At 65.0% G+C, this 24960-nt stretch carries 29 protein-coding genes; 19 read left to right on the top strand and 10 right to left on the bottom strand.

Going from position 1 to position 24960, the window contains the following annotated elements; all coding sequences use genetic code 11:
• Window positions 1-31 precede the first annotated feature (31 nt).
• The 8 genes from argS (at window position 32) to tatC (ending at window position 6560) form a co-directional block, all read left to right on the top strand.
• Entirely contained in the window at window positions 32-1762 is a 1731-nt protein-coding gene (gene argS, locus WP12_RS07485; protein WP_046193063.1) for an arginine--tRNA ligase, read from the top strand.
• A complete protein-coding gene (locus tag WP12_RS07480; protein ID WP_046193062.1) occupies window positions 1762-2520 on the top strand; it encodes an SPOR domain-containing protein in 759 nt (252 codons plus the stop codon). The genes argS and WP12_RS07480 overlap by 1 nt, the downstream gene beginning before the upstream one ends.
• A gap of 99 nt (window positions 2521-2619) precedes the next feature.
• A complete protein-coding gene (nagZ, locus tag WP12_RS07475; RefSeq protein ID WP_046193061.1) occupies window positions 2620-3633 on the top strand; it encodes a beta-N-acetylhexosaminidase in 1014 nt (337 codons plus the stop codon).
• A gap of 45 nt (window positions 3634-3678) precedes the next feature.
• The gene (locus WP12_RS07470; RefSeq protein WP_046193060.1) at window positions 3679-4455 is read left to right on the top strand and encodes a segregation and condensation protein A; all 777 of its coding nucleotides are present in this window, start codon (window positions 3679-3681) and stop codon (window positions 4453-4455) included.
• Entirely contained in the window at window positions 4452-5048 is a 597-nt protein-coding gene (gene scpB / locus WP12_RS07465; RefSeq protein WP_046193059.1) for an SMC-Scp complex subunit ScpB, read from the top strand. Before WP12_RS07470 ends, scpB begins: the two co-directional genes overlap by 4 nt.
• A gap of 80 nt (window positions 5049-5128) precedes the next feature.
• Entirely contained in the window at window positions 5129-5383 is a 255-nt protein-coding gene (locus WP12_RS07460; protein ID WP_046193107.1) for a twin-arginine translocase TatA/TatE family subunit, read from the top strand.
• 32 nt (window positions 5384-5415) lie between these two features.
• Window positions 5416-5805 carry a Sec-independent protein translocase protein TatB gene (tatB, locus tag WP12_RS07455; protein ID WP_046193058.1) on the top strand — a complete coding sequence of 130 codons (390 nt, stop codon included), beginning with the start codon at window positions 5416-5418 and terminating at the stop codon, window positions 5803-5805.
• Window positions 5802-6560: a twin-arginine translocase subunit TatC gene (tatC, locus tag WP12_RS07450; RefSeq protein ID WP_046193057.1), complete on the top strand. Its 759-nt coding sequence runs from the start codon at window positions 5802-5804 to the stop codon at window positions 6558-6560. The genes tatB and tatC overlap by 4 nt, the downstream gene beginning before the upstream one ends.
• A 52-nt stretch (window positions 6561-6612) precedes the next feature.
• Here tatC and WP12_RS07445 read toward each other — a convergent pair whose 3' ends face one another.
• The 4 genes from WP12_RS07445 to WP12_RS25770 form a co-directional block, all read right to left on the bottom strand.
• The gene (locus WP12_RS07445; protein ID WP_046193106.1) at window positions 6613-6744 is read right to left on the bottom strand and encodes an entericidin A/B family lipoprotein; all 132 of its coding nucleotides are present in this window, start codon (window positions 6742-6744) and stop codon (window positions 6613-6615) included.
• Between the two features lie 70 nt (window positions 6745-6814).
• Entirely contained in the window at window positions 6815-6955 is a 141-nt protein-coding gene (locus WP12_RS07440) for an entericidin A/B family lipoprotein (protein WP_046193105.1), read from the bottom strand.
• Window positions 6956-7308: 353 nt separating this feature from the next.
• The gene (locus WP12_RS07435) at window positions 7309-8889 is read right to left on the bottom strand and encodes a sensor histidine kinase (RefSeq protein WP_235399027.1); all 1581 of its coding nucleotides are present in this window, start codon (window positions 8887-8889) and stop codon (window positions 7309-7311) included.
• 40 nt (window positions 8890-8929) lie between these two features.
• Entirely contained in the window at window positions 8930-9301 is a 372-nt protein-coding gene (locus tag WP12_RS25770; protein WP_152663924.1) for a NepR family anti-sigma factor, read from the bottom strand.
• A 116-nt stretch (window positions 9302-9417) separates the two neighbouring features.
• Between WP12_RS25770 and WP12_RS07425 the strand changes: the two genes are divergently transcribed.
• Together WP12_RS07425 and WP12_RS07420 are read left to right on the top strand one after the other, a co-directional pair.
• The gene (locus tag WP12_RS07425; RefSeq protein ID WP_046193054.1) at window positions 9418-10212 is read left to right on the top strand and encodes a response regulator; all 795 of its coding nucleotides are present in this window, start codon (window positions 9418-9420) and stop codon (window positions 10210-10212) included.
• Window positions 10213-10379: 167 nt separating this feature from the next.
• Window positions 10380-11015 carry a sigma-70 family RNA polymerase sigma factor gene (locus WP12_RS07420; RefSeq protein WP_046193053.1) on the top strand — a complete coding sequence of 212 codons (636 nt, stop codon included), beginning with the start codon at window positions 10380-10382 and terminating at the stop codon, window positions 11013-11015.
• 91 nt (window positions 11016-11106) lie between these two features.
• Here WP12_RS07420 and WP12_RS25225 read toward each other — a convergent pair whose 3' ends face one another.
• Window positions 11107-11259 carry a hypothetical protein gene (locus tag WP12_RS25225; RefSeq protein ID WP_160299182.1) on the bottom strand — a complete coding sequence of 51 codons (153 nt, stop codon included), beginning with the start codon at window positions 11257-11259 and terminating at the stop codon, window positions 11107-11109.
• 97 nt (window positions 11260-11356) lie between these two features.
• On the opposite strand from WP12_RS25225, the gene WP12_RS07415 reads away from it, so the two are divergent.
• The 3 genes from WP12_RS07415 to WP12_RS07405 all read left to right on the top strand — a co-directional run bounded on the left by WP12_RS07415 (window position 11357) and on the right by WP12_RS07405 (window position 16723).
• A complete protein-coding gene (locus WP12_RS07415; protein WP_046193104.1) occupies window positions 11357-14047 on the top strand; it encodes a bifunctional [glutamine synthetase] adenylyltransferase/[glutamine synthetase]-adenylyl-L-tyrosine phosphorylase in 2691 nt (896 codons plus the stop codon).
• Between the two features lie 229 nt (window positions 14048-14276).
• Window positions 14277-16211: a hypothetical protein gene (locus WP12_RS07410; protein ID WP_046193052.1), complete on the top strand. Its 1935-nt coding sequence runs from the start codon at window positions 14277-14279 to the stop codon at window positions 16209-16211.
• A gap of 50 nt (window positions 16212-16261) precedes the next feature.
• Complete coding sequence (locus WP12_RS07405; protein WP_046193051.1) at window positions 16262-16723, top strand: peroxiredoxin; 462 nt, start codon at window positions 16262-16264, stop codon at window positions 16721-16723.
• A 3-nt stretch (window positions 16724-16726) separates the two neighbouring features.
• On the opposite strand, the gene WP12_RS07400 is transcribed toward WP12_RS07405, so the two are convergent.
• Both WP12_RS07400 and WP12_RS07395 read right to left on the bottom strand, forming a co-directional pair.
• Window positions 16727-17206, bottom strand: a complete 480-nt coding sequence (locus WP12_RS07400; protein ID WP_046193050.1) for an RNA pyrophosphohydrolase — start codon at window positions 17204-17206, stop codon at window positions 16727-16729.
• The gene (locus tag WP12_RS07395) at window positions 17203-18153 is read right to left on the bottom strand and encodes an alpha/beta hydrolase (RefSeq protein ID WP_046193049.1); all 951 of its coding nucleotides are present in this window, start codon (window positions 18151-18153) and stop codon (window positions 17203-17205) included. Before WP12_RS07395 ends, WP12_RS07400 begins: the two co-directional genes overlap by 4 nt.
• 35 nt (window positions 18154-18188) lie before the next feature.
• On the opposite strand from WP12_RS07395, the gene WP12_RS07390 reads away from it, so the two are divergent.
• The 6 genes from WP12_RS07390 (at window position 18189) to WP12_RS07365 (ending at window position 22829) form a co-directional block, all read left to right on the top strand.
• Complete coding sequence (locus WP12_RS07390) at window positions 18189-19151, top strand: histone deacetylase family protein (RefSeq protein ID WP_046193048.1); 963 nt, start codon at window positions 18189-18191, stop codon at window positions 19149-19151.
• Window positions 19129-20037, top strand: coding sequence for a ferritin-like domain-containing protein (locus tag WP12_RS07385; RefSeq protein WP_200894473.1), 909 nt, complete (start codon window positions 19129-19131; stop codon window positions 20035-20037). The genes WP12_RS07390 and WP12_RS07385 overlap by 23 nt, the downstream gene beginning before the upstream one ends.
• A 52-nt stretch (window positions 20038-20089) precedes the next feature.
• Complete coding sequence (locus tag WP12_RS07380; RefSeq protein ID WP_046193047.1) at window positions 20090-20770, top strand: M23 family metallopeptidase; 681 nt, start codon at window positions 20090-20092, stop codon at window positions 20768-20770.
• A gap of 72 nt (window positions 20771-20842) precedes the next feature.
• Window positions 20843-21193: an iron-sulfur cluster insertion protein ErpA gene (erpA, locus tag WP12_RS07375; RefSeq protein WP_046193046.1), complete on the top strand. Its 351-nt coding sequence runs from the start codon at window positions 20843-20845 to the stop codon at window positions 21191-21193.
• Window positions 21194-21244: 51 nt separating this feature from the next.
• Window positions 21245-22021 carry an exodeoxyribonuclease III gene (gene xth, locus WP12_RS07370; RefSeq protein ID WP_046193045.1) on the top strand — a complete coding sequence of 259 codons (777 nt, stop codon included), beginning with the start codon at window positions 21245-21247 and terminating at the stop codon, window positions 22019-22021.
• 67 nt (window positions 22022-22088) lie between these two features.
• Window positions 22089-22829, top strand: a complete 741-nt coding sequence (locus WP12_RS07365; protein ID WP_152663922.1) for a hypothetical protein — start codon at window positions 22089-22091, stop codon at window positions 22827-22829.
• Window positions 22830-22850: 21 nt separating this feature from the next.
• On the opposite strand, the gene WP12_RS07360 is transcribed toward WP12_RS07365, so the two are convergent.
• From WP12_RS07360 to WP12_RS07350, 3 genes are read right to left on the bottom strand one after another with little or no spacing between them, the layout of a single operon-like run.
• On the bottom strand, window positions 22851-23147 hold the full coding sequence (locus tag WP12_RS07360) for a DUF1244 domain-containing protein (RefSeq protein WP_046193102.1): 297 nt from the start codon (window positions 23145-23147) through the stop codon (window positions 22851-22853).
• Window positions 23148-23158: 11 nt separating this feature from the next.
• Window positions 23159-23791 carry a LysE family translocator gene (locus WP12_RS07355; protein WP_046193043.1) on the bottom strand — a complete coding sequence of 211 codons (633 nt, stop codon included), beginning with the start codon at window positions 23789-23791 and terminating at the stop codon, window positions 23159-23161.
• Window positions 23792-23803: 12 nt separating this feature from the next.
• The gene (locus WP12_RS07350; RefSeq protein ID WP_046193042.1) at window positions 23804-24952 is read right to left on the bottom strand and encodes a hypothetical protein; all 1149 of its coding nucleotides are present in this window, start codon (window positions 24950-24952) and stop codon (window positions 23804-23806) included.
• Between the last annotated feature and the right edge of the window lie 8 nt (window positions 24953-24960).

The raw sequence follows: 24960 nt of genomic DNA, 5'->3' as shown, positions 1-24960 counted from the left end.
ACAGTTTGCAAACGCTGAAACGGAAACCCACTTGCCCACGCTTTATGCCAGCTTCGCCGGACGCATCGGCGCCATTCTCGACGACCTCGCCGCCACGGGTGCGATCCCGGCCGGGCTCGATCGACGCAATGTCGCGGTCGAACCACCGCGCGACGCCGCACATGGCGACCTGGCGACCAACGCCGCGATGGTGCTGGCCAAGCCGGCGGGGATGAACCCCCGTGCGCTGGCCGAACTGATCGTGCCGAAGCTGCTCGAACTGCCCGAAATCGCCAGCGCCGAGGCGGCGGGGCCTGGCTTCATCAACGTCCGGCTGACCGACCAGAGCTGGCGCGACGAGCTCGCGACCATTTTGTCCGAGGGCCAGAATTACGGCCGCTCGCAACTCGGCACCGGCACCCGCGTCAACGTCGAATATGTCTCGGCCAACCCCACCGGCCCAATGCATATGGGCCATTGCCGTGGCGCGGTGGTGGGCGATGCGCTTGCCGCCTTGCTCGAATATGCCGGCTATGCCGTCACCCGCGAATATTATGTCAACGATGCGGGCGCGCAGGTGCAGACGCTCGCTCGTTCGGCGCATCTGCGCTACCGCGAGGCGCTCGGCGAGACCATCGAGATCCCCGAGGGCTATTATCCGGGCGACTATCTGGTCCCGATCGGCAAGGCGCTCGCGGCCGAGTTCGGCTCGCAATATGTCGGCGCCGCCGAAAGCGAATGGCTCGACCTGTTTCGCGAGAAGACGGTTGCGGCGATGATGGACATGATCCGCGACGATCTCGCCCTGCTCGGCATCCGGCACGACATATTCGCCTCCGAAGCCGGAGTGCAGAAGGCGGGCCGGGTCGATGCCGCGCTCGACCGGCTGCGCGGCGAGGGCCTCGTGTACGAAGGCACGCTCGAACCGCCCAAGGGCGAGCTTCCCGACGATTGGGAACCGACCGAAATGACGCTGTTCAAAGCGACCGCCTTTGGCGACGACAGCGATCGACCGGTCCGAAAGTCGGATGGCGGCCTCACCTATTTCGGCACCGACCTCGCTTATCACGCGCAGAAGGCCGAGAGCGCCGACATGCTGATCGATATCTGGGGCGCCGATCATGCCGGCACCGTTAAGCGGATCAAGGCGGCGGTACAGGCGCTGACCGGCGGCAAGGTGCCGTTCGACGTCAAGCTGGTGCAGATGGTGCGGCTGCTGCGCAGCGGCGAGCCGGTGAAGATGTCAAAGCGCTCCGGCAGCTTCGTGACGCTCGCCGACGTCGTCCGCGAGGTGGGCAGGGATGTCGTCCGCTTCACCATGCTGACCCGTAAGGCCGACGCACAGATGGACTTCGATTTCGCCAAGGTGGTCGAAGCGTCGAAGGACAATCCGGTCTTCTACGTCCAGTACGCGCACGCGCGCGGCCGCTCGCTTCATCGCCGTGCGGGCGAAGCCGGTATCGATCTCGTTCCTGCAGCCGATCTCGCGCTGCTCGACGCCGAGGAGCTGGCGCTGGTCAAGCTCGGTGCACAATTCCCGCGTATCGTCGAAAGCGCTGCGGCGGCGCATGAGCCGCATCGCATCGCCTTCTACCTGTACGATCTGGCGGCGATGTTCCACGCGCTGTGGAATCGCGGCAATGATGATCCAGCTCGTCGCTTTTTGCTCGCCGACAGGCCCGAAATCACCCGCGCCCGTCTGGCGCTCAGCGATGCGATCGGGCAGATTATCCGCAATGGTCTTGGCGTAATGGGCGTCGCCGCCGCGGAGGAGATGCAGTAATGACCGATTACTCGCGCGACCGGCTTGGTCCCGACGACGAGGATCGCCTGCCCTGGCTCGAGCCGGTCGAGGAAGAATATGAGGATGGCGAAGGCGGCAATCGCCGGCTGATGCTGTGGCTGGGCGCGGCGGTGCTGGCGCTCGCGCTGATTGTCGGCGGCTTCCTGTGGATACGCGGCAGCGACAAGGCGGCCTCCGGCAACGGCGCGCTGATCGAGGCGCCCGATAGCTATTATAAGGAACGCCCGAGCGAGGAAGCCCCCGCCACCGGCGACGACCAGATCGTCTACAGCGCCAGCAAGGGCAATGAAGTCGAAAGCGTGATCGACACCAGCGGCACCGCGGAAACGCCGGTGAACATCGATCGCCCGGCAGCCGAGACGCGCGCCGTCACGCCGCCGCCTGCCGCCGCGAAAACTGCGCCGACCGCTACCAAGCCCGCAACGCCAGCCGTTGCGCCACCGAAGCCCGTCGCGAAGCCCGCTGCGCCCAAGTCCGCCCCAGTCGCGGAGCCGGCGGCGCCCGCATCGGGCGGATCGACGATCCAGATCGGCGCCTTTTCGAGCGAGGCGAAGGCCAAGGCGGCGTGGAAGACACTGTCGGGCCGCTTTTCCTTCCTCGCCGGGCTTACCGAGTTGGTGGTGCCGGTCCAATCGGGCGAAAAGACGCTGTACCGGCTGCGCGCCTCGGGCGGGAATGCCGGCGACATCTGCGGACGCCTGCGGACGGCAGGCGAAAGCTGCTCGGTGGTCGGGTAATATTCACGTCGCCCCGGCGCAGCCCGGGGCCGTCTCGGATAAGGTCGCGCGCTTACCTCTGGCGGCCCGGCCTCCCGGGGCGACGCAGGGGGATCGTTAATGACGCCACTCTTTCTCGGTCTCGCCAGCGCCGCGCTGACCGACGCCGAACGCAGCTTCTTCAAGAGCCTCGATCCGGCAGGGTACATTCTGTTCAAGCGCAACGTGACCGACGCAGCACAGCTGCGCGCGCTGACCGACGCGCTGCGCGATCTGTCGAGCCGCGCCGATGTGCCGATCCTGATCGACCAGGAAGGCGGGCGGGTCGCCCGGATGCAACCGCCGGTCTGGCCCGCCTTCCCCAGGGCCGAACTGTTCGACCGGCTCTATGACATTGCGCCGGTCACTGCGATCGAGGCGGCGCGGCACAATGCGCAGGCGATCGCGGTGATGCTCGGCGAGGCAGGGATCAACGTCGACTGCCTGCCGCTGCTCGATGTCCGCCAGCCCGGCGCGCACGACATCATCGGCGACCGCGCCCTCGGCACGGAGCCGCTGCGGGTCGCCGCGATGGGCCGCGCGGTGATCGAAGGGCTGCGCGCGGGCGGCGCTGTGGGTGTGGTCAAACATGTTCCCGGCCATGGCCGGGCAATGGCCGACAGCCATGTCGAGCTGCCCGTGGTCGATGCCGACGCGACGGCGCTGGAGATGGATCTCGCACCGTTCATCGCGCTCAACAGCGCACCGATGGCGATGACAGCGCATGTCGTCTATCCGGCATGGGACGCCGATCAGTGCGCCAGCCTGTCGGCGAAGGTGATCGGCGAGATCATCCGTGGGCGGATCGGCTTCGACGGGCTGCTGATGTCCGACGATCTCGGCATGCATGCGCTGTCGGGCGATTTCGGCGAGCGCGCCGCCGGGGTTCTCGCGGCGGGCTGCGACATCGCGCTTCATTGTTCGGGCGACATGGCCGAGATGGAGGCTATCGCGGGGTCGGTCGGCCAGATCGGAACCGCGGCCAAAGCGCGGCTCGACCGGGCGATGGCGACCGTCGCGGGCGCGCGGTCGAACACGTCGCTGGACGATCTGATCGCCAAGCGCGACGCCCTGCTGGCGGTGCTGCCCGCCTGATCATGACGGTTTCAAAAAGCGGCGAATCCTGATTTACTCCCTGCGATGCTGGGGGATGATCAAGACGATAATTTCGACCTGCCGCTGGCCGCCAGCGAGGACGTGCTCACGCTCGAACTCGACGGATGGGAGGGACCACTTGACCTGCTGCTGAGCCTTGCGCGGGTCCAGAAGGTCGATCTGCGCGAGATTTCGATCCTCGCGCTGACCGAGCAATATCTGTCGTTCATCGAGAATGCGAAGGCGTTGAAGCTGGAGATCGCCGCCGACTATCTCGTGATGGCGGCCTGGCTGGCCTATCTCAAATCCTGCCTGCTGCTGCCCAAGGACCCTGAGGTCGATCCCAGTCCCGAGGAGCTGGCGATGCGGCTCCAGCTGCGCCTCCAGCGGCTGCATGCGATGCGCGAGGCGGGCGCGCGGCTGATGGGGCGCGACCGGCTTGGCCGCGACGTCTTCGGCCGAGGCAGTCCCGAGGGGCTGAAGCTCATCCGCAAGGCAGCGTGGGATGCCAGCATCTACGACCTGATCGCCGCCTATGGCGTCGTCCGCGCGCGCGCCGACGTGCCGATGCACATCGTCCAGCGCCGCCCGGTTATGACCCTCGAACAGGCGATCGAGCGGGTGTCGATGATGGTCGGCGCAATGATCGAATGGACCAGCCTCGAAGCCTTCCTGCCGGCCGACGCCACCGGGGACTATCGCCGCTCCGCGCTCGCCTCGAGCTTCGTCGCCGCACTAGAACTGGCGCGGCAGGGCCGGGTCGCGCTGATGCAGGATGCAGCCTTCGCGCCGCTCATGCTCCGGTCCCCCGAGCCGGCATGATCAGCGAGCCCGATAACCTTCTCCGTGCGATCGAGGCAGCGCTGTTCGCCGCCGAAGCGCCGATGACCCCGAGCGAGCTTCAGAACGTCATCGGCGCCGACACTCTCGGCGACGCACTGCCGCGCCTTGCCGAATTGTATGCGGGGCGCGGGATCGAGCTCGTCGAGCGCGGCGGACGCTGGCATTTCCAGACCGCCGCCGACCTCGCCCATATCCTGAGGCGGACTCGCGAGGAGCCGCGCAAGCTCAGCCGCGCCGGGATCGAGACGCTGGCGATCATCGCCTATCACGAACCGGTCAGCCGCGCCGAAATCGAGGCGATTCGCGGGGTCCAGATATCAAAGGGCACGCTCGACGTGCTGCTCGAAGCCGGATGGATTCGCCCCGCCGGGCGGCGCGAGACTCCCGGCCGGCCGCTGCTGTTTGCCACCACCCCCGCTTTCCTCGCCCATTTCGGGCTGGACAGCCGCAAGGACCTGCCCGGCATCGCCGATCTCAAGGCCGCGGGGCTGCTCGATCCGGTCGATCTGGCTTTTGAGCAACTACAGATGGAGAGCAGCGACGATCCCGCCGAAGACGCCCCCCAGAACTAGGGCCAGCGCTCGGTTCGCTGCACGCCCGTTGCGGATTCACGGCACAGCGCCTAGATGATCGTCATCCAAGGAGATTCATGATGGGTGGTTTTAGCATCTGGCACTGGCTCGTCGTCGGCGTCGTGGTGATGCTGTTGTTCGGTAAGGGCCGTTTTTCGGACCTGATGGGTGACGTTGCCAAAGGCATCAAGAGCTTCAAGAAGGGCATGGCCGAGGAAGACGAGCCCGCGCAGCCGGCCCCGCCGCCTGCCGCGCGCCTGCAGCAACAGCCACCCGTCACGCCCAATCCCGATCCCGCTCTGCAGCCGATGCAGGATGATCGGCCGCAGAGCTGATCGGCAACCGGGCGTACTGCTGAAGCCGCGCGATGTTCGACGTCGCTCCGACAGAATTGCTGCTGGTGGCCGTGGTCGCCCTGCTGGTGATCGGCCCCAAGGATTTGCCGCGCGCGATGCGCTTCGTCGGCCAGTGGGTCGCGAAGGCGCGCGGGGTGGCGCGCCATTTCCGATCGGGCATGGACGAGATGATTCGCCAGGCCGAGCTGGAGGAAATGGAAAAGAAATGGGCCGCCGAGAATGATCGAATCATGCACGAGCATCCTCCCCAGTCTGCGCTGATCGAGGGCGAGATGCTGCCGCTGGCCGCACCGTCGGAAAGCACAGCGCCCGCGCCACCCGAAACGCCGGCTGCCACTCCGGCCTCCGCCGATCTGTTCGACCAAGCTCCCGCGGAACCGCAGTCCAGACCGCTGCCATGAACGATCTTGACGAGAGCCGCGCGCCGCTGCTCGATCACCTGCTGGAGCTGCGCCGCCGCCTGCTGATGTCGCTCGCCGCCCTCGCTCTGTGCTTCGGCGTATGCTTCTATTTCGCCCGACCGATCTTCGCCTTTCTCGTCCAGCCGCTGCTCCGCGCCGGACAGGGCAAGCTGATCTACACCCAGATTTTCGAAGCCTTTTTCGTTGAGATCAAAGTCGCCTTCTTCGCGGCGATGATGCTGGCCTTTCCGATCATTGCAAACCAGATCTGGCAGTTCGTAGCACCCGGCCTCTACCGCAACGAAAAGCGTGCGCTGCTGCCGTTCATCCTCGCCACCCCGGTGCTATTCCTAAGCGGTGCCGCACTCGCTTATTATGTCGCGATCCCCGTCGCGTTGCATTTCCTGCTAAGCTTCCAGGGCAATCTCGGCGGCGTACAGCAGGAAGCGTTGCCGGGCGTCGGCAACTATCTTTCGTTTATCATGCAATTCCTGTTTGGCTTCGGACTATCCTTCCTGTTGCCAGTACTGCTGATGCTGCTCGAACGCGCCGGGATTGTGACACGCAAGCAGCTAGTCGCCGCGCGGCGCTATGCGATCGTCGGCGCGGTGGCTATTGCGGCGGTGCTGACCCCGCCCGATATCGGATCGCAGATCCTGCTCGCGGTCCCACTTATCCTGCTTTACGAGCTCGCGCTGATATGTATCTGGTTCACCGAACGACGCCGCAAAAACGAGGCGCCCGAAACGGCCTGAGCCGTCCGGGCGCCATGTTTCCGCTCAGCGAACGGAAATAGTGTTATACCAGCTATTTGGCGGTGTCTGCCACCGTCCTGCCAGCCGAGGACACGTCCTTGCCGACGCCCTCGATGGTGTTGCAACCCGTGACCGCCAGCAAACCAACGCTAACGAGCGTGATAGCGATGGCACGTTTGATCATTCTACCCTCCAGGCACGATGTGGTCGTTTCGGGAACAGACCACATCATGCCTTTTCGGGCCAGATGATTTTTACTTGGCTTCGTCAGCCGCGTTCGCGACGGCCTTGCCGGCCGAGGACACGTCCCTGCCCGCACCTTCGACGGTGTTGCACGCGGAAACTGCCAGCAGGCTGACGCTGACGAAAGCGATGGCGATGGTGCGCTTGAACATGATGAACCCTCTCGATTGAACTGGGCTTCCACAGGGAAGCTCGACGATCAATGCGCCCGCAACGACTTTGTTCCCCATCTGTAATGGAGCAGCGGAGTTTAGTTTTCAGATACAATGCTTTGCCAAATAAATTGGGCCCGGACGCATCTACGGGGGGGATGATGCGTACGGGCCCTTTTTATATTGGATAGCGGGAGCGGGGGGGGGCAAAGCATCGCTATCCGAATGTGAGAACGGCCTATCGTGCGTGCGGTTCCGCCTGTCGTGAAATTTTTTCGAGTGGTACTCGATCCGCTCGGGCCGAGGCTCAGGGCCGGGCCGCCGCATATTTCAGCGCCGCCGAAACCAGCGCTTCAGGGCAATATGCTGATCTGAATTTCGAAGCGCCCGGCCTGAAGATCCTGGGTCAGGGCGGAGCGGAACTGCCGCGCGATGCCGGTTACGACGCGATCGAAGCGGGTAATGCCCGGATAGTCGTCAAGCGTGCCGCCCACGATGCCAACCGTCTCGATCCTCAAGGTCGCGCGATCGGGCTGGTCTGTAGCCTCTAGCGAGATCAGCACCGACCCTTGCGGATTGCAGTGCATCAGCAGTTCGACCACCTCGGTGATGAGGAAGGATGCCGGCACGGCCACATCCTGCGTCACGTGGACGTCAATCATGTTGAGCGCGATCGGCATGCCCGCCGCCCCCTGCGGGGCCGAGGCGCGCAAGGACGCCGCCAGCTCGCCCGCGAGCGCACGCATGGAAACGCCGCGATTCTCCTCCAGTTCGGCATAATGATTGCGATGGACGACCGCGAGCGCATCGACCCGGCGCTGGATCGCTCCATAGGCGGCGGCGACCGCGCCCTCCGCCCCCCGGGCGTGGAGATTGATCAGGCTGGAGACGACCTGAAGATTATTCTTCACGCGATGATGGACCTCGCGGGTAAGCTTCGTCTGGCGCGCAAGGCCGTCCTCCAGCTCGCGCTCATGATCAAGGATGCGCGCCGAGACGGCAGCGAAACTGTCGGCAAGATCCCGGATCTCATGGCTGGGCGTCGACATGCGCGGCAAATGGAGCGGTTCGCTTGTTCCTTGCCAGGTATCGATCGACTGTTTGAGCTGGCCCAGCGGGAGCAGCAACAGCCGGTTGACGATCAACCAGCCGGTGAATGCCGCGGCCGCCCACATCAGGATCGGCAGCGTTATCAGCAATATGGTGCGCGCCCGCGCGGGCGCGAGGCGATATTCGGCGACAATCGCCAGCCGGCCATCGGCAAGCGGCTGCGACAAGTGCAGCAGATTGTTGCCTGCATCGGCGCCATTGGCTTGCCGTCGATCGATCAGCGTCACTTCTGACCCGCCCTGCCGTAGCGAAAGCCGGGTCAGCGGCAGCCCCTCATTGCGCTGATCGCCCAGACTTATTCCCGCGATGGAAATATTGGCTTCTACGAGCAGGCTGCCGTCGGGCCTGGCGGAGGTGAAATGGAACAGCCGGCGCTCGGGATCGAGCCAGACATGGTCTGCGTTGGGATCCGCTGGAGCAATCGATATGATCGCCGGCCCCCAGGACTGGCAGACCTTCCTTCCCGATCGGTCGAACAACGCCGTCGGCGGCCGCCCGCTGGGATTGAGTCGTGCCTGACGGCCGAGGGCCGCGCAGATATATTCGGGCGTTTGATTGCTCGCCACGGGCGAACGAACCGCGTCGAGGCCCATATCCAGCACGGCATCGATCTTGGCGGCGTACATGGCGGTGGTGATCTGAGCGGCGGTCTTGCGTTCCGCCGAGGCCGAGCGCGCCATGTCGAGCGAAGTCAGCAACGCTATAAACCCCAGCGGCAGCATCGCGGCCGAGAGGATCAGGAGCATCTTTGTGCCGGTTGAAAGCCGGGCGAAGACGAGTTTTGCCGGCAGGTTCATCCGCTGGCGGCGGCGACGCCGACCCAACGGTCCGGCCAGGAGGCAGACATGACCACCCGCATGACGCTCAGTCCAGCTTGCTCAGCAAATCCAGAAATTCGTTGGGGACGGCCTCATCGACCGTTTGCGAATAGACCGAGCGCAGCGCGGCCCCCACGCTTGCGTCACGCGCTGCTTCACCTCGCTTACGCTTCGCGGGCTTGCTTCCCCCGCTATCGTTCGCCGGTGACTGGATTTCATCTTTTTGTGCCAACCGGCCCACGCCCCTGAACTTCATGTCGTTGCCCAACGCTATCCAGAAAAACGGCCCTGGCAGGCGCCGCCCTTCTTGGATCGATCCGGATGCGTACCATTTTTCGACAATCGATAAAATGCACACATCGGGGATGAAACAAAAAACTCTCCCGATGGTTCCATCATCACGAATGTCTCTTTTCACACATTCGATTATCGGAAGCTGCGGGTGGCTTCCGCGACGCGGGCGGGGCTGCTATTTCCCTTCCTTACGTGGCGGCGGATATCCGTTACACATGACAGCAGGGAGTGCTGATACCAATGTCGCTCGGCCAGAAACTCGCCCCTCATCTGCCCTTTCTGCGGCGCTACGCCCGGGCGCTCACCGGAAGCCAGAGCCATGGCGACAATTATGTCCGTGCCGCGCTCGAGGCGATCGTCGCGGCCCCGGACGATTTTCCGAAGGATGTCGACGTCCGCGTCGGGCTGTACCGGACATTTCAGGCAATCTGGGCATCGGCCAATTATGACGAGTTCGAATCACCAGCTGTCGACGCCGAGCGCGAGGCTATCGCCCAGGCGCGGCTCCAGGGAATCACACCGCTGTCGCGCCAGGCGCTGCTGCTCACCGCGATGGAAGGTTTCACCGTCTCCGACACCGGCTATCTCATCGGGACTTCCCCGGAAGAGGTAGAGGCGCTGGTGGCCGATGCGATCGCCGAAATCGATCGTCAGACCCGCACAGACGTTCTGATCATCGAAGACGAACCGATCATCGCCATGGATCTTGAAACGATCGTCCGCGATCTTGGCCACAGCGTCAGCGGCGTCGCCGTCACCCGCGACGAAGCGGTGGCGCAGGCGCATGCACATCGGCCGGGCCTCGTGCTCGCCGACATCCAGCTTGCCGACGACAGCTCGGGCATCGACGCGGTGAAGGACATATTGTCGGAGTTCAGCGTGCCGGTCATCTTCATCACCGCCTTCCCCGAGCGGCTGCTGACCGGCGAACGTCCCGAGCCGACCTTCCTGATCACCAAGCCGTTCCAGCGGTCGACGGTAAAGGCGGCGATCAGCCAGGCGCTGTTCTTCAACGCCGCAACCGTCGAGGCCTGACCCACGATTCGTTTCGGGACCGGTTTTATTGGAACCGGTCTAGGTTCCCATCGTTCTACCACTGCAACGGACACCCAAGTCCGGGGCATCAAGAGTGATGGGAACAGTTTATGCTAATGACCAAAAGACGGCCAACGGCATATTCTCACAGCGGGACAACAAAGCATATGAACGATGATGATCGGGACGACGCAGGTGCGGAGGCGCCGGCTGCCGAACTGGTCGCCTTGTCCGATGACGAGTTCAAGACCGAGCTCGCTCGCGTCATTCCCCATCTTCGCGCCTTTGGCCGCTCGCTGTCGGGCAATCGCGACCTTGCCGATGATCTTGTCCAGGAAACGCTGATGAAGGCATGGGCGGCGCGGCAGCGTTTCCAGGCCGGCACCAACATGCGCGCCTGGACGTTCATCATCCTGCGCAACCTGTTCCTGTCGCAAATGCGGCGTGCCCGCTTCCGTGGCGAGTGGGATCAGCATGCCGCCGACAAACTGCTCGCGGCCCCTGCATCACAGGATCGCCATATCGAGCTGGCCGACATGCAACGAGCGCTGCTCCATTTGCCGCAACCCCAGCGCGAGGCGCTGATCCTGGTCGGCGCGGGCGGCTTCGCTTATGAGGAAGCCGCGGATATCTGCGGATGCGCGGTCGGCACGATCAAGAGCCGCGTCGCCCGGGGCCGCGCCGCCCTCGAGCAGCTGCTCGACCATGGCCAACTGCCCTCGCGCCGCGACCACAAGACCGATCCATCGACCACGACCCTTCAGCAGATCATGGCCGACGTCGAATTCCTCAGCAAGGAATAGACGTCTGGCTTGCCTGCGGCCGAATAGCAAAGCGCCGCGCTGAACCAGGTTCAGCGCGGCGCTTTTGCGTTCCGGCATGTATCGGGAGCGGTTAGCGGTCGAGCTTCTTGAGCAACCGGCTGAACTCGTCCGACAAGCCGTAATTTTCAGGGTCGAAGGCGGCGCGCAACGCATTGCCGATGCCCTCATGTCGGGCAGGCGCACTGATCGTCGCCGACTGAGCGATCCGGGCATTCGATGCCATATAAGAGGAGCTCCGCTTTTCCATGCGATTATAACGCCGCAGTCGGCGCAAGTATCCCGATGTTGCACTCCCGTACGAATCGCCTATGCCGAGCGCGATGAATTCGCGCGCGAATATTGCTGTCTTTTCCGACACTTTGCGCCGGATCGGCGCATTTTCGCCATTTCTGGCAAGCCTTGCCGAGCGCCATCCCGATACCGTCGCGGCGGTCCGCGATCGGGGGCTGGCCCACGCGATTCGGGATGGGTTCGCGGCAGTGGAATCGCCCGACACCGGCGTCACGCTGCGCCTGCAGCGGCAAAAATTATCGCTCGCGACCGCCCTTGCCGACCTCGCCGGCATCGCGTCGCTCGAAGAAGTGGTCGAGCATCTCTCGGCGTTCGCTGATCATGCACTGGATCGCGCGATCCGCGCAGCGATTATCGAGCGCACACCCGATGCCGAACCTAGGGGTTTCGCCGCGCTCGCGCTGGGCAAGCATGGCAGCCGGGAGCTCAACTATTCTTCGGACATCGATCCGATCCTGATCTTCGATCCAGAGACGCTGCCGCATCGCCCACGCGAGGAACCGGTCGAGGCGGCGGTGCGGATCGCACGGCGGGTCGTCGAGCTGCTCCAGAATCGTGATGAGCATGGCTATGTCTTCCGCGTCGACCTGCGACTGCGCCCGTCGCCGGAGGTATCGCCGCTCGCGCTGCCGATCGACGCCGCGCTGAGCTATTATGAATCGGCGGCGCTGCCGTGGGAACGCGCCGCCTTCATCCGCGCGCGCGCCGCCGCCGGGGACATCGCGCTCGGCCAGGGCTTCCTCGACGCGATCCGTCCTTTCGTCTGGCGGCGGACCATCGATTTCGGAGCAGTCCAGGAAATCCGCCAGATTTCGCGCCGCATCCGCGACCATTATGCGCAGGGCCAGATTCTCGGCCCCGGCTATGACCTGAAGCGCGGACGCGGCGGCATCCGCGAAGTCGAGTTCTTCGCGCAGATCCACCAGCTCATCCATGGCGGCCGCGAGCCGCAGCTTCGCGTGCCGGCAACACTCGACGCGCTCAAGGCGCTGGGCGAAGCCGGACGAATCGATGCGGGCCTCGCAGGACAGTTAAGTGACGCCTATCGCCTCTACCGCACGATCGAGCACCGATTGCAGATGGTCGACGACCACCAGACCCATCGGCTGCCCAAGCAATCCGAAGCACTCGACAATGTCGCACGGCTGCACGGTCTGGACGACGGCGCCGCGCTGATCGATCTGCTGCGTACGCCGATCGAACTGGTCGGCGCCGCCTATGACGGGCTCGATCATGACGGCGAGGAACGGCTCCCGGTCCAGACCGAAAAACTTGAGGCGGCGCTGGCCGATGCCGGCTTCAGCGACGCCGCCGCGGCACGCCAGCGCATCGACAATATGCGCGACGGCAAGAGCCGGTCGCTGCGCACCCCGATAGCGCAGGCCGCGCTGGAGGCGATGCTGCCCACGCTCGTCGCCGCACTGGGCAAAGCCCCGTCGCCGCACGACGCGCTCAATCGCTTCGATGATCTTGTCGCGGGGTTGCCCAGCGCGATCAATCTGTTTCGCCTGCTGGAAGCTCGCCCTTCGCTCGCCCGCGCGCTGATCGACGTACTGAGCCATGCGCCTACCCTGTCGCAGGCGCTGAGCCGCCGCCCCGCGCTGCTTGACGGGCTGATCGATTCGACCGCGCTCGCGCCGCCGCCGCCTTTCGAGGTTCTGGTCGAGGAGTTCGCCATCGCAGAACGCAGCGACAGCTATGAGCAACTGCTCGACCTCGTCCGCCAGCGCGTCGGCGAGCGCCGCTTCGCGCTCGGCGTCCAGCTGATCGAGAGCGTCGCCGATCCCATCGATGTGGCGCAGGGCTATGCCCGGGTCGCCGAAGCCGCCTTCGACGTGCTGGCGCGGGCGACGATCGCCGAGTTCGAGCAGACCCATGGCCGGGTGCCCGGCGGCGAATTGGTGGTGATCGCGCTCGGGCGGCTCGGCGGCGGAGCGCTCACCCACGCGTCCGACCTCGACATCATCTATCTGTTCACCGGCGATTTCATGCCAGAGTCCGACGGCCGCAAGCCGCTTGGCGCGACCACCTATTTCAACCGGCTCGCCCAACGCATATCGGGAGCATTGTCGGTGCCGACCGCGTCGGGGCCGCTCTATGAAGTCGACACGCGGCTGCGCCCATCGGGCGCGCAAGGTCCGCTCGCCGTATCGGTCGACAGCTTCGAGCAATATCAGCGCAAGAGCGCCTGGACCTGGGAGCATATGGCGCTGACCCGTGCGCGAACGGTCTTCGGATCGGCGGCGGCGCGCGCCGAGGTCGACGCGATCATCGCCGCGACATTGGGTCGCGACCGCGATCCGGCGGCGCTCACCGCCGACGTCGTGAAGATGCGTGGCGACATCGCCAGGCACAAGCCGGCCAAAGGCCCGTTCGACGTCAAGCTGGTCGAGGGTGGGCTGATCGATGCCGAATTCACCGTCCACCTGCTGCAGTTGCGCCACCGGATCGGCTTCGATCCGAAACTGCGTAGCGCGATGCGCGCCCTCGCCGGGCAGGGGCTCATCGATCCCGAGACGATCCCGGCGCATGAGCTGATGACGCGGATGCTGGTAACGCTGCGGCTCATCTCGCCCGCCTCGGCCGAGCCCCCGGCGGCGTCGCAGCCGCTCGTCGCGCGCACCTGTGGCCAGCCCGACTGGGAGTCGCTGGTTAAGGCATATGAAAGGGCGCGCGCATTGATCGCCGCCGAGTGGAAGCGCGTCTCGACGGCGCAGTAGGCTCAGAAAATACCCATTTCTCGGGAATATTCCGGCTTTGGAACTATTTTTAGACAAAAGACGGTTCCCGGGATTTTAACCAGTCTAAGGCACGCCGATTTAAAGAACTCGCGCTATCACCGCATTCATCAAGTGTGTGTTGCGTAGCGTGAGAAACATCGATGGTTGTATTCATCGAAAGGGCGCCCCAGCGTATCGGGGCGCCCCCACTCTTCTGGCCCATTGGGGCATGAAGCACGATCCGATGCTTACGGCTCTGGCCGAGGCAGGTCCGCGCCGTGCCGCCGATAAGCCCATTCCCCCGGCCTCGCTGCTTGCCGAGCTTGAGCGCCGCTGCGCCACCCTGCGTATCCAGTCGGGCGGCGAGCGGATCGACATGCTGTTCGCGCAGCTCGACGAATTCGCCATATTGGCCGCAGACCTGATCGACAGCCTCGCTGCCCCCGCAACGCTCCAGCCCCCGATGCGGCGCGCTTTCGACGCGGCCCATGCCGGGTTGGAAAGCGCGTTCGTTCAGGCCGAGGCGATCCTGGCGCCGCTGTCGAGCCTGCTGCTGACCGGCAATGGCTTCGACGGCGCGGTCGCGGCGGCGGCCGAGCTGCTTGCCACCCTCGCCCCGATCCGCGCCGACGCCACGCGGCTTCACGACCGGCTGGCGCGCGACCTGTGCGCGCTGCTCTATCCGGGGGTGCGCAACGGGATCGAGGTCCGGCTGATCGACGCTGGCTTCGCCGACCCGATCACAGCCGCCCGCCGGCTTCAGGAATGGCAGCGTGGCATGCCCGGTGTGCTCCAGCGTGCGTCCGAAAAGCGCGCGCTGACCGCCGTGCTACCGATGCTGATCGACGAGCTCGAACGCTTCGAGGATCCCGACGCAGCGCTGGCCGCGCTCGACGAGATCGTCTGCCGCCTGCCGGCCGACATCGTGCTGTTCGGCCCGCTGCGGGCGCGGCCGTCACTGCTTAAGTCACTGCTCTGCCTGCTCGGGCAAGCACCGACACTGTCACGTCACCTGATCGCGCAGCCCGATCTGATCCGCCGGCTGATCGACAGCAGCGCCTATGCGCCACTCCCCGCGCCCGCCGACCTCGACGCCGAATTCCGGCTGCTCGTCAGCGGCGGCGACCGCGCGGCCGGGCATCTCCGCGTCGCGCAGGCGCTCAGCGGCTATCGCTTCGGCCTCGGCCTTCAGATGCTGGAAGCCACCGACGACGCGCTCGACATCGCCATCGCCACTTGCGATCTGGCCGAGGCCGGCCTGCGAACCATGGCCGATGACGTGCTCGCGCGGATGAAGGAAAATCACGGCGTCGTTCCCGGTGCCGAGTTGGTGATCCTCGCGCTCGGCCGCTTCGGCGGGCGGTCGCTCACCGATGTCTCGGACCTCGACATCATCTATCTGTTCACCGGCGACTATCGGGCGAGCAGCGATGGCCGCAAGCCGCTCGACGCGAATGAATATTTCAGCCGGGTCGCGCAGCAGATCACCACCGCGATGTCGACCGTGACCACCCTCGGCCCGCTCTATGAGATCGACACGCGGCTGCGGCCCTGGGGGGCGAAGGGTCTGCTTGCCTGCTCGACCGACACCTACCGCCGCTATCATAGCGATAATGCCTGGACTTGGGAGCATATGGCGCTGACCCGCGCACGGCCGGTCTATGGCTCCGAAGACGCCCGGCGCGAAGTGAAGTCCATCATCAACCAGCGGCTGCGCGCGCCACGCGACCGCGACGCGCTGCTGCGCGATGCGGTGAAGATGCGCGGAGAGATTGCAAGGCATAAGCCGCCGCGCGGGCCTTTCGACGTGAAGCTGCTGCCGGGCGGACTGGTCGATCTCGAATTCGCGGTTCATGTCCGCCAGCTCGACCAGCATGTCGGCATCCATCCGCGCCTGCGCACCGCGATCCGGTCGCAGGTCAGCGCCGGATTGATGGATGCCGCGGTTATAGCGGCGCATGAGACGCTGAGCCGGATGCTGATCGTGCTGCGCCTGTTGTCGCATCATTGCCACGAGCCCGCGCCCGGGCAGCGCCCGGTGATCGCCCTGGCCTGCGGCTTCGATGATTGGGACGCGCTGGTTGCCGGCTATGCGGCGGCGCGGGCGACGGTCGATCACGCCTGGACCAGCGTGATCGGCGAGCCCGCCGCGCGCGGCTGTTGAACTTCGCCGCCCGGTCATCCTAAAGATCGTCCACCCCTGGGAGACAGACGATGCTGAAAGATGGCGACAAGGCCCCGAACGTGACACTGCCGCTGCCCGACGGCAGCGCGACGAGCATCGCCGATCAGGCGGGCAAGATTCTCGTCCTCTATTTCTACCCCAAGGACGACACGCCGGGCTGCACCACCGAAGCAAAGGCTTTCACCGCGCTCGCCGGCGAATTCGCCGGGGCCGGGGCGACGATCATCGGCGTCTCGAAAGACAAGCCGGCCAGGCACCAGAAGTTCATCGACAAATATGGGCTGAAGGTCAGCCTGGCCTCGGACAGCGACGACAGTATCTGCGAAGCCTATGGCACCTGGATCGAGAAGACCCTCTACGGCCGCAACTATATGGGCATCGATCGCGCGACCTTCCTGATCGGCAAGGACGGCAGGATCGCGCGCATCTGGCGCAAGGTGAAGGTCAAGGGCCACGCCGAAGAGGTGCTGGCGGCAGCGCAGGCGCTCTGACGGCTATTTCCTCGGCAGATATTCCCCGAACGCCTCGACCACCTGTGCATATAGCACTTTCTTGAACGGGACGATCAGGTCGACCAGTTCGCCGGCATCGGCCCATTTCCAGGCGCGGAATTCGGGTTCGGGGGTTTCAAGATTGATATCTTCGTCGCGACCGAGGAAGCGGGCGACGAACCAATGCTGCGCCTGCCCCCGATATTTGCCGCCCCAGATCTTGCCCCTCAGTTCGGGCGGCAGATCGTAGAGCAGCACATCGGGCGCACGGCCCAATATCTCGACGAGACGCGGCGGGATGCCCGTTTCTTCCTCCAGCTCGCGCAGCGCGCCGGCTTCGGGATTCTCGCCGGGGTCGAGCCCGCCCTGTGGCATCTGCCACGCTTCGAGCGAGCTATCGATCCGCTGGGCGACGAACACCTTGTCCTCACCGTTGAGCAGCATGATCGCCGCGGCAGGGCGATAGGGGAGTTGAGGTTTCATGGGCGATATTCCTCGATCATCGTGCGGAAGGCGCCAAGACAGCCGCGCAGGTCCTGCTGCGACGAGGGGATCGCCCGGCGCAGCGTGAGCCAGCCGTGGATATTGCCCTTTGCCTCGCGATATTCGGTCGGCACCCCCGCCTCGATACATGCCATCGCATAGGCGCGCGCCTGATCGAGCAGCGGATCGAGCGTCGCCGCGACGACAAGCGCCGGCGGCATGCCGCGCTGGTCGCCGAGCCGGGGCGACGCCCGCCAATGCCCGAAATCCGGCGCATAATGATCGTTGAACCAGCGCAGTGTATCGAGGCTGAGCATATAGCCTTCGCCCAGCCGTTCGGTCGATGGGTAACGCTTGCGCAGGTCGACCGCCGGATAGAGCGCCCAGAGCGCGATCACGGGGAGCGCCGCGGGATGGTTGCGCAGCGCCATCGCGGTGACGATCGACAACGTGCCGCCGGCGCTGTCCCCGGCGAAGGCGATCGAATTGAAGCTGCGCCCGAACAAAACCCCCTGCTCCGCCACCCAGCGCGCCGCGACCTCGCAGTCGTCCGGCGCTCCGGGCCACGGGCATTCGGGCGCGAGCCGGTAATCGATCGACAGCAGCGGCAGATCGAGCCCGATCGCGATATCGGCGCAGGCGGCATCATAGATATCGAGATCGCCGACGACGAAGCCGCCGCCATGGAAGAACACGATCAGCGGCCCCTCATCGCGCCGCTTGCGCGCATCATAGAAGCGCGCCGGGATGGAGCGGCCGTCGGGCGCGGCGATGTAGAGATCCTCGCGCGTCGCAATGTCAGGGCTGTCCACATCGGCGATCGCGCGCAGCCGGGCCGCCATCTGGCGCGCGGTCGCGGGCTCGACCTCGTGGGTTCTGGGGCCTTCGCGGCGGTTGAGGTCGTCGAGAAACGCTCGGACATCGGGACGGACAAATTCTTCGCTCATGGCCTTCCATCGGTAAAAGCGGCTAGCGTGGCAAGATGCTCCAGCTCGTGCATCATCCTTATTATGTTTCTCCGGCGCAGCCGGGCAGCACGTTCAGCTTCGACAAATATGGCCTGGTGATGATTGCGCTGGCCGAAACGGGCACGCCGCACCGGCTGCACGAGCCCGAACCGATGCCCCGAATATGGATCGAGGCGCTCCACGATCCCGCTTATGTCGCCGAGGTGGCCGAGAGCCGGGTGCCACCCGACAAGACGCGGCGGATCGGCTTTCCCGTCACCGAGCGGGTGACGCGGCGCGCGTTCCTTGCCCCCGGCGGAACCTGGCTCGCGGCGAAGCTTGCCCTCGCGCACGGTTATGCCGCGAATAGCGCGGGCGGCAGTCACCATGCGCTGGCCGAGACGGGAGCCGGATATTGCGTCTTCAACGATCTCGCCATCGCCGCCAACCGGCTGATCGCCGAGGGCGACGCGCGGCGGGTTATGATCGTGGATCTCGACGTGCACCAAGGCGACGGCACCGCGGCGCTGCTCGGCGGCCGCGCCGATATCTTCACCTTCTCGATCCATGCCGAGAAGAACTTTCCGACCCGCAAGGCGCGCTCCAGCTTCGATCTCGGCCTGGCCGACGCGATGGGCGACGACGCCTATCTGGCGGCACTCGCCGATCATCTGCCTGCCGCCATCGCTGGTTTCGGGCCTGACATCATCCTCTACCAAGCCGGCGTGGATCCGCATCGCGACGACAAGCTCGGCCGCCTCGCGCTCAGCGACGATGGGCTGCGGGCCCGCGACCGTTTCGTCATGGCGCAGGCGCGGGGCGGCGACATTCCCCTCGCCAGCGTGCTCGGCGGTGGCTATGGCGACGACCGCCTCGAAGTGGCGCGCCGGCATGTCCGCTCGATCCTCGCGCTCGACGGGGCGTTTCGGGATTTCACCGTCGCCCCCGGGAGGCCGGGGCCGCCAGAGATCGAAGATGACCTTGCCGCAACCAACTGAGCCGACCGAGGAAGGCGGCGGCCCCGGCCTCCGCCGGGACGACGTTTCGTCCGCCTGCCGCTCGGTGCTCGACGAGGCCGATCCGCTCGCCAAGGTAAAGGCTGCGCGCCAGGCTGCACGCGACTGGCGGCTGGGGCGACTCGACTGGGCCTTCACCACGCCGATGCCCGATCGTCCGGCGCGGAGCGATCGGCCGCCGCTGCTGCCGCCGTCGCGCATGCCCAGGCGCGGCCGCGCCGGTTCGGCCCGTGCGCGGATCGCGATGCTGCACGCGCTGGCGCACATCGAATATGTCGCTATCGATCTCGCCTTCGATCTGATCGGGCGGTTCGGCGCGTCCTTTCCGCATCGATTCGTCGACCAGTGGATGAAGGTCGGCGCCGAGGAAGCGATGCACTTCGCGCTGCTCGAAAGACGGCTGAATGCATATGGCGCACGCTATGGCGACCTGCCTGCCCATGACGGTTTATGGGAGGCGGCGGAGACGACGGCGGCCGATCCGCTGGCCCGGCTGGCGGTCGTTCCGATGGTCCTCGAAGCCCGCGGACTGGACGTAACCCCCTCATTGATAAGCCGTTTCGAAGCAGCGGACGATATGAGGTCGGGGCGGATATTGCGCCGCATCGCCGAGGACGAGATTGGTCATGTTGCAGCCGGGGTCGAATGGTTCAGATTCTTGTGCGACCGCGAGCGAATCGATTGCGTGCAAAACTGGCAATTACAGGTTCGTCGACATTTTCGGGGCACCATTAAGCCGCCGTTCAACGACTCATCCCGTGCGAAAGCCGGTCTGACGAAAGAGATGATGGCCGGGGTTGCCGCGCCTTGTGATCTTTCTCACACAAACTTTGTCGCAGAAGGGGGGGCTATTCCTGACCGCGGCTAAACAGGGCCCGACCGGATGTTTCGGTTGGGATCGTTCCGGTCGCGGGGGAATTATGCACTTTCTGGCCAATGTTGTTTCTGCCGGGCTGCGCCTTGCCGCCAAATCGCTGTCATCGACCCGCACGAAGCTGCTCGCTGCAGCACTGCTGCTCGCGTCGTCGGTCTCGCCCGCACTGGCACAGGGCGGGGAACTTTCGGATAACGCTCGCGGCGCCGCTCAGTTCCATGCGCTGTTCCAGTCGTGGAAGAAACTGGACGCGATGAACAACGGTGCGATCTCGATCCCCTCGATCCTGCCGATCGCCAATTTCACCCTGTCGAGCTCATTCGGCGTCCGCTCCGATCCCTTCGCCGGGTCGGCCGCGATGCATGCCGGCATCGACCTCGCGTCGCGCAGCGGCACCCCGATCTATGCGACCGCCGACGGCGTAGTCGACCGCGCCGAGTGGTTCGGCGGCTATGGCAACATGGTCCAGATCGACCACGGCAAGGGCATCGCCACCCGTTATGGCCATATGTCGCGCATTGCCGCTCGCCATGGCGACCGCATCAAGCGCGGCGACCTGATCGGCTATGTCGGCTCGACGGGCCGTTCGACCGGCAACCATCTCCATTATGAAGTCCGCATCGACGGCCGCGCCGTCAATCCGATGCCCTTCCTGCAGTCGGCCGATTATCTGATCGCGATGAAGGAAGGCTCCGCCGACGTCGCGCTGGGCGGTCCCGAGGACTGAGATTCATCGAATAAAGACGGGAAAGGGGTCGTCGGCATTGTCGGCGGCCCCTTTGAAGCTTATCTTCACGGCATGAACGCACAGCCAGACATCCAGCAGGCCGAGATCGACCTGACCCCATCCGCCGCCGCGCGAGTGGCGATAATAGCCAAGAAGACCGGCAAGCCGGCGATCCTGCGGCTGGCGATAGACGGCGGCGGCTGCGCGGGTTTCCAGTATAAGTTCGAGCTCGCCGAAGCTCCGGCCGACGACGATGTTGTCACCATCCGCGACGGCGTGTCGCTGGTGGTCGATCCGATGAGCCTCGACCTCGTCCGCGGCGGCGCGGTCGATTATGTCGAGTCGCTGGGCGGCGCAGCCTTTCAGGTGACCAATCCCAATGCGGCCTCGGGCTGCGGCTGCGGATCGAGCTTCTCGGTCTGATCACGGTCATGAGCGGGTGACGCGGCGCGTAGGGCGCGCTATCCCCGCCCCATGAAGATATCGACCTTCAACATCAACGGGATCAAGGCCCGTCTTCCCCGCCTGATCGAATGGCTCGAGCAGAAGGCGCCCGACGTCGCCTGCCTGCAGGAGATCAAGACCTCCGATGAGACCTTCCCGATCGCCGATATCGAAGCGGCGGGCTATGGCGCGATCTGGCATGGGCAGAAGGGCTTCAACGGCGTCGCCATCCTGGCCAAGGGCGCGCAGCCGGTCGCGCGGCTCAAGGGCCTGCCCGACGATCCCGATCCGACCCTCAGCCGTTATATCGAAGCCGAGATAAACGGCGTGATCGTCGGATCGATCTACCTGCCCAACGGCAATCCGGTGCCGGGGCCCAAGTTCGATTACAAGCTCGCCTGGTTCGACAAGCTGATCGATCACGCCGCCGGCCTCTGGGCCAGCGAAATGCCGGTCGTGCTGGCGGGCGACTATAATGTCATTCCCACGCCATCTACCGACGACGTGTTTTCGGAACGCGCGATGGCGGCCGATGCGCTGACCCAGCCTGAGAGCCGATCGGCCTTCCGCCGCCTGTGCAACGCCGGCTGGACCGATGCGGTGCGCACCATCCATCCGCACGGGCCGGTCTATACCTTCTGGGACTATCAGGCTGGAGCGTGGCAACGCGACGCGGGCTTCCGCATCGATCATCTGATGCTGAGCCCCGCCGCCGCCGACCGGCTGACCGGTGCCGGGGTCGACAAGGATACGCGCGCGCTCGAAAAGGCGAGCGACCATGCGCCGACCTGGATCACATTAAGGTGATTGCGCAACCGCTCCGTGTTACCCCCTTGTAATAGGGAGCGTTGCGCGAAACGGCGGAGAGTGAACCATGGCGACAAAGGTTCAGGGGCGAACCAGGGCGGTATCGTCCGAACGAAAATTCTACGCCGCGATGGCGATCACGATGGTCCTGTCGATCGTGGCCGGCTTCGCGCCGAGCTATTATATGCGCGGCGTCGTCCCAGCTGCTTTTCCGCTGCCATCGATAACCCCGCTGATGCACCTTCACGGCGTGCTGTTCACCGCCTGGATGCTGCTCTTTCTGGTCCAGACGCTGCTGGTGACCAACGGCCGGCCCGACATTCACCGGAGACTTGGCCTGACCGCTGTCGCGATGCTGCCCGCGATGATCGTGGTCGGCACACTGGCCAGCCTCTATCAGGTCATACGCGCCTCCGGCCCGCCGATGGTTCCGCCGCTCAGCTGGCTGTCGATCCCGCTCCTCGCCGTACCGGTCTATGCCGGGCTGATCGGCTGGGCGCTGGTCAAGCGCCGCGATTCGCAGACCCACAAGCGGCTGATGATGATCGCGATGATGGAAATGACCAGCCCGGGCTTCGGACGCATGCCCTTGCCCGCTTTCATCCCCGGGCCGGTGGTACTGTTCGGTTTCAGCGACCTGTTCCTCGTCGCGCTGATCGCCTGGGATTATAAGCAGAAGGGCCGCATTCACCGCGCGACAGCGATCGGCGGCGGCATCATGATCGCTTCGCAGATCTTCCGGCTGGCGACCTGGCAGACCGAAACCTGGCTCGCCTTCGCCCGCTGGTCGGTGAGTTTCGTTTCTTAGCGGAGCAGCACGCCGCCAAGATTACTGCTGGCGGTTCTTCGCCACGCTCGCGTCCATCTTCGCGAGCTGTTCCGGCGTAGCGGGCGGCTGCTGCGCCTTCCATTCGGAATAGGGCATCCCATAGACCGCCTCGCGCGCCGCCTCCTTGTCGAGGCTGCCCGCCGCCGCATCGCCGACCCAGTCCGACAGGCAATTGCGGCAGAAGCCCGCGAGGCCCATCAGGTCGACATTCTGCGCATCATCGCGATGCTGGAGGTGGCGGACCAGCCGGCGAAAGGCGGCGGCGGCGATCCTGTCGTCGATATCGTCGATCGTCATCGGTCTCTCCTTCATTTCTGGCGCCACGCGAGCAGCGACAGGCCGAATATGATGAAAAGCCCGCCGGTGGCGCGATTGAACAGCCGCTGCCAGCGCGCCTCTCGCATGAAACGGGCAAGGGTGCGCCCGCCGGTCGCATAGGTCAGGTACCAGCTCATCTCGATCACCACAAAAGTGATGAGCAGGATCGCGAATTGCGGAGCCTTCGGCAAAGCCGGGCTGACGAATTGCGGGAAGAAGGCGGCCGCGAAGATCACCGCCTTGGGGTTGCTGACGCTGATCAGGAAGCCCGCGCGAAACAGCTCGGCCCGGGTCTTCCGCGCAGGTTCGATGTCACCGCTATCGATGTCGATCGGCGGGCTGTCGTCGCGCCACGCCTTGATCCCTATCCAGATCAGGTAGAGCGCCCCCGCGATCTTTATCGCGGTAAGCAGTTGCGGCAGTGCCGAGAGCAGCGCGCTCATCCCCATCGCCGAAAGGCCGAACAGGGAGAGTAATGCGAGCATGCAGCCCGCCATGGTGAACGATGCGCGGGGAAGCCCATGGCGCATCCCCTGGCTCATGACGTGCAGCATGTTCGGCCCCGGCATCGCCGAGATCAGGAAGGTCGCGCAGACGAATATCCACCAGCTTTGCAGCGACACGGCCGTTTCCCGTCAAAGAGCCTTGGAATAGATCCGGTAGACCTTGTTCACCTTGCCGTTCACCGCCTCGGCGATCGACCGCATGCCTTGATTATTCTCCAGGATCCAGCCGATCTCGGCCCGGGTCGCGCCATAGTCGGCGACCGAATCGCGGCGGATATATTCGATCATCATGAAAGCGAGCTGGCTGGCCAGGCGGGTCGCCTGAAGCTTCCGCGCGACGCCCATCAGCGGCACGCGCATCGTGCGCACTTGCGGCCGCCGGAGGCGCCACAGCAGCTTCGCCCAGCCGAACGGAAAGAGCCGTCCGTCGAGATCCGCGATGGTCTCGTTGAGGTCGGGCAAGGTCAGCATGAATGCGACCGGCTCGCCTTCCACCTCGGCGATGCGGACCAGATCCTCGAACACCACCGTCTTCAGCTTCTTCGCGGTATAGGCGATCTCATTCGGCGTGATCGGGACGAAGCCCCAATTGTCCGACCAGGCATCGTTGAGAATTGACAAGAGAAGCGAGGCCTCCTCGTCGAAGCGACTCTTGTCGACCTTGCGGATTGTGATGCGCGGGTTGCGCTCACCCGAGGCTATGATCCGCTGCAGCAGTGGCGGGAAATTCTGGGTGATATCGAGCTCGTAGCAGAGCAGGTCCTTGATCCCGCCATAGCCCAGCGCTTCGACCCAGCCCTGATAGGCGGCACTGGCATGCCCCATCATGATCGTCGGCGGATGATCATGCCCCTGCACGAGCAGGCCGGGCTCCTCCCAGATCGAGCAGCTGAGCGGCGCCATTGCGCTGGTCATGCCCCTGGCGCGCAGCCAGTCCTCGGCGGCGGCGATCAACGCGGAGGCGACCTCCTGATCGACCGCTTCGAGCAGGCCCCAATTGCCGATGCCGGGCCCCCCGCCTTGCTCGGCGGGCATCGCCAGCCAGAGGTGATCGATATGCGCCGATATCCGCCCGACCAGCGTGCCGTCGCGTTCGGCGAGAAACAGCTGCTGGTCGGCATGTTCGTAGAAGGGGTTCTTACCCGGTGTGACGAGCTCGAGCGCTTCGATACGCAGCGGCGGTACCCAGTTGGGATCGCCGGCATTGAGCTTATAGGCCAGCTCGACGAAGCGCTTCCGCTCCGCCTTGCCGGTGACGGGACGGATCGTGACGGGCATCCGGGCCC

It is taken from the genome of Sphingomonas sp. SRS2, from assembly GCF_000971055.1.
GTDB lineage: Bacteria > Pseudomonadota > Alphaproteobacteria > Sphingomonadales > Sphingomonadaceae > Rhizorhabdus.
The sequence above is the reverse complement of the archived record's forward strand: the minus strand, read 5'-3'. Positions and strand labels throughout refer to the sequence as shown.

Excerpts from the sequence above, each read along its gene's own strand:
- WP12_RS07380 (WP_046193047.1), top strand. The coding sequence starts at position 20,090 with ATGCACTTTCTGGCCAATGTTGTTTCTGCCGGGCTGCGCCTTGCCGCC.
- WP12_RS07390 (WP_046193048.1), top strand. The coding sequence starts at position 18,189 with ATGCTCCAGCTCGTGCATCATCCTTATTATGTTTCTCCGGCGCAGCCG.
- WP12_RS07445 (WP_046193106.1), bottom strand. The coding sequence starts at position 6,744 with ATGATCAAACGTGCCATCGCTATCACGCTCGTTAGCGTTGGTTTGCTG.
- WP12_RS07480 (WP_046193062.1), top strand. The coding sequence starts at position 1,762 with ATGACCGATTACTCGCGCGACCGGCTTGGTCCCGACGACGAGGATCGC.
- WP12_RS07360 (WP_046193102.1), bottom strand. The coding sequence starts at position 23,147 with ATGACGATCGACGATATCGACGACAGGATCGCCGCCGCCGCCTTTCGC.
- WP12_RS07365 (WP_152663922.1), top strand. The coding sequence starts at position 22,089 with ATGGCGACAAAGGTTCAGGGGCGAACCAGGGCGGTATCGTCCGAACGA.
- WP12_RS07425 (WP_046193054.1), top strand. The coding sequence starts at position 9,418 with ATGTCGCTCGGCCAGAAACTCGCCCCTCATCTGCCCTTTCTGCGGCGC.
- tatB (WP_046193058.1), top strand. The coding sequence starts at position 5,416 with ATGTTCGACGTCGCTCCGACAGAATTGCTGCTGGTGGCCGTGGTCGCC.
- xth (WP_046193045.1), top strand. The coding sequence starts at position 21,245 with ATGAAGATATCGACCTTCAACATCAACGGGATCAAGGCCCGTCTTCCC.
- erpA (WP_046193046.1), top strand. The coding sequence starts at position 20,843 with ATGAACGCACAGCCAGACATCCAGCAGGCCGAGATCGACCTGACCCCA.
- WP12_RS07410 (WP_046193052.1), top strand. The coding sequence starts at position 14,277 with ATGAAGCACGATCCGATGCTTACGGCTCTGGCCGAGGCAGGTCCGCGC.
- WP12_RS07440 (WP_046193105.1), bottom strand. The coding sequence starts at position 6,955 with ATGTTCAAGCGCACCATCGCCATCGCTTTCGTCAGCGTCAGCCTGCTG.
- WP12_RS07400 (WP_046193050.1), bottom strand. The coding sequence starts at position 17,206 with ATGAAACCTCAACTCCCCTATCGCCCTGCCGCGGCGATCATGCTGCTC.
- tatC (WP_046193057.1), top strand. The coding sequence starts at position 5,802 with ATGAACGATCTTGACGAGAGCCGCGCGCCGCTGCTCGATCACCTGCTG.
- scpB (WP_046193059.1), top strand. The coding sequence starts at position 4,452 with ATGATCAGCGAGCCCGATAACCTTCTCCGTGCGATCGAGGCAGCGCTG.
- WP12_RS25225 (WP_160299182.1), bottom strand. The coding sequence starts at position 11,259 with ATGGCATCGAATGCCCGGATCGCTCAGTCGGCGACGATCAGTGCGCCT.
- WP12_RS07350 (WP_046193042.1), bottom strand. The coding sequence starts at position 24,952 with ATGCCCGTCACGATCCGTCCCGTCACCGGCAAGGCGGAGCGGAAGCGC.
- nagZ (WP_046193061.1), top strand. The coding sequence starts at position 2,620 with ATGACGCCACTCTTTCTCGGTCTCGCCAGCGCCGCGCTGACCGACGCC.
- WP12_RS07385 (WP_200894473.1), top strand. The coding sequence starts at position 19,129 with ATGACCTTGCCGCAACCAACTGAGCCGACCGAGGAAGGCGGCGGCCCC.
- WP12_RS07405 (WP_046193051.1), top strand. The coding sequence starts at position 16,262 with ATGCTGAAAGATGGCGACAAGGCCCCGAACGTGACACTGCCGCTGCCC.
- WP12_RS07420 (WP_046193053.1), top strand. The coding sequence starts at position 10,380 with ATGAACGATGATGATCGGGACGACGCAGGTGCGGAGGCGCCGGCTGCC.
- WP12_RS07415 (WP_046193104.1), top strand. The coding sequence starts at position 11,357 with ATGAATTCGCGCGCGAATATTGCTGTCTTTTCCGACACTTTGCGCCGG.
- WP12_RS07470 (WP_046193060.1), top strand. The coding sequence starts at position 3,679 with ATGCTGGGGGATGATCAAGACGATAATTTCGACCTGCCGCTGGCCGCC.
- WP12_RS07460 (WP_046193107.1), top strand. The coding sequence starts at position 5,129 with ATGGGTGGTTTTAGCATCTGGCACTGGCTCGTCGTCGGCGTCGTGGTG.
- WP12_RS07395 (WP_046193049.1), bottom strand. The coding sequence starts at position 18,153 with ATGAGCGAAGAATTTGTCCGTCCCGATGTCCGAGCGTTTCTCGACGAC.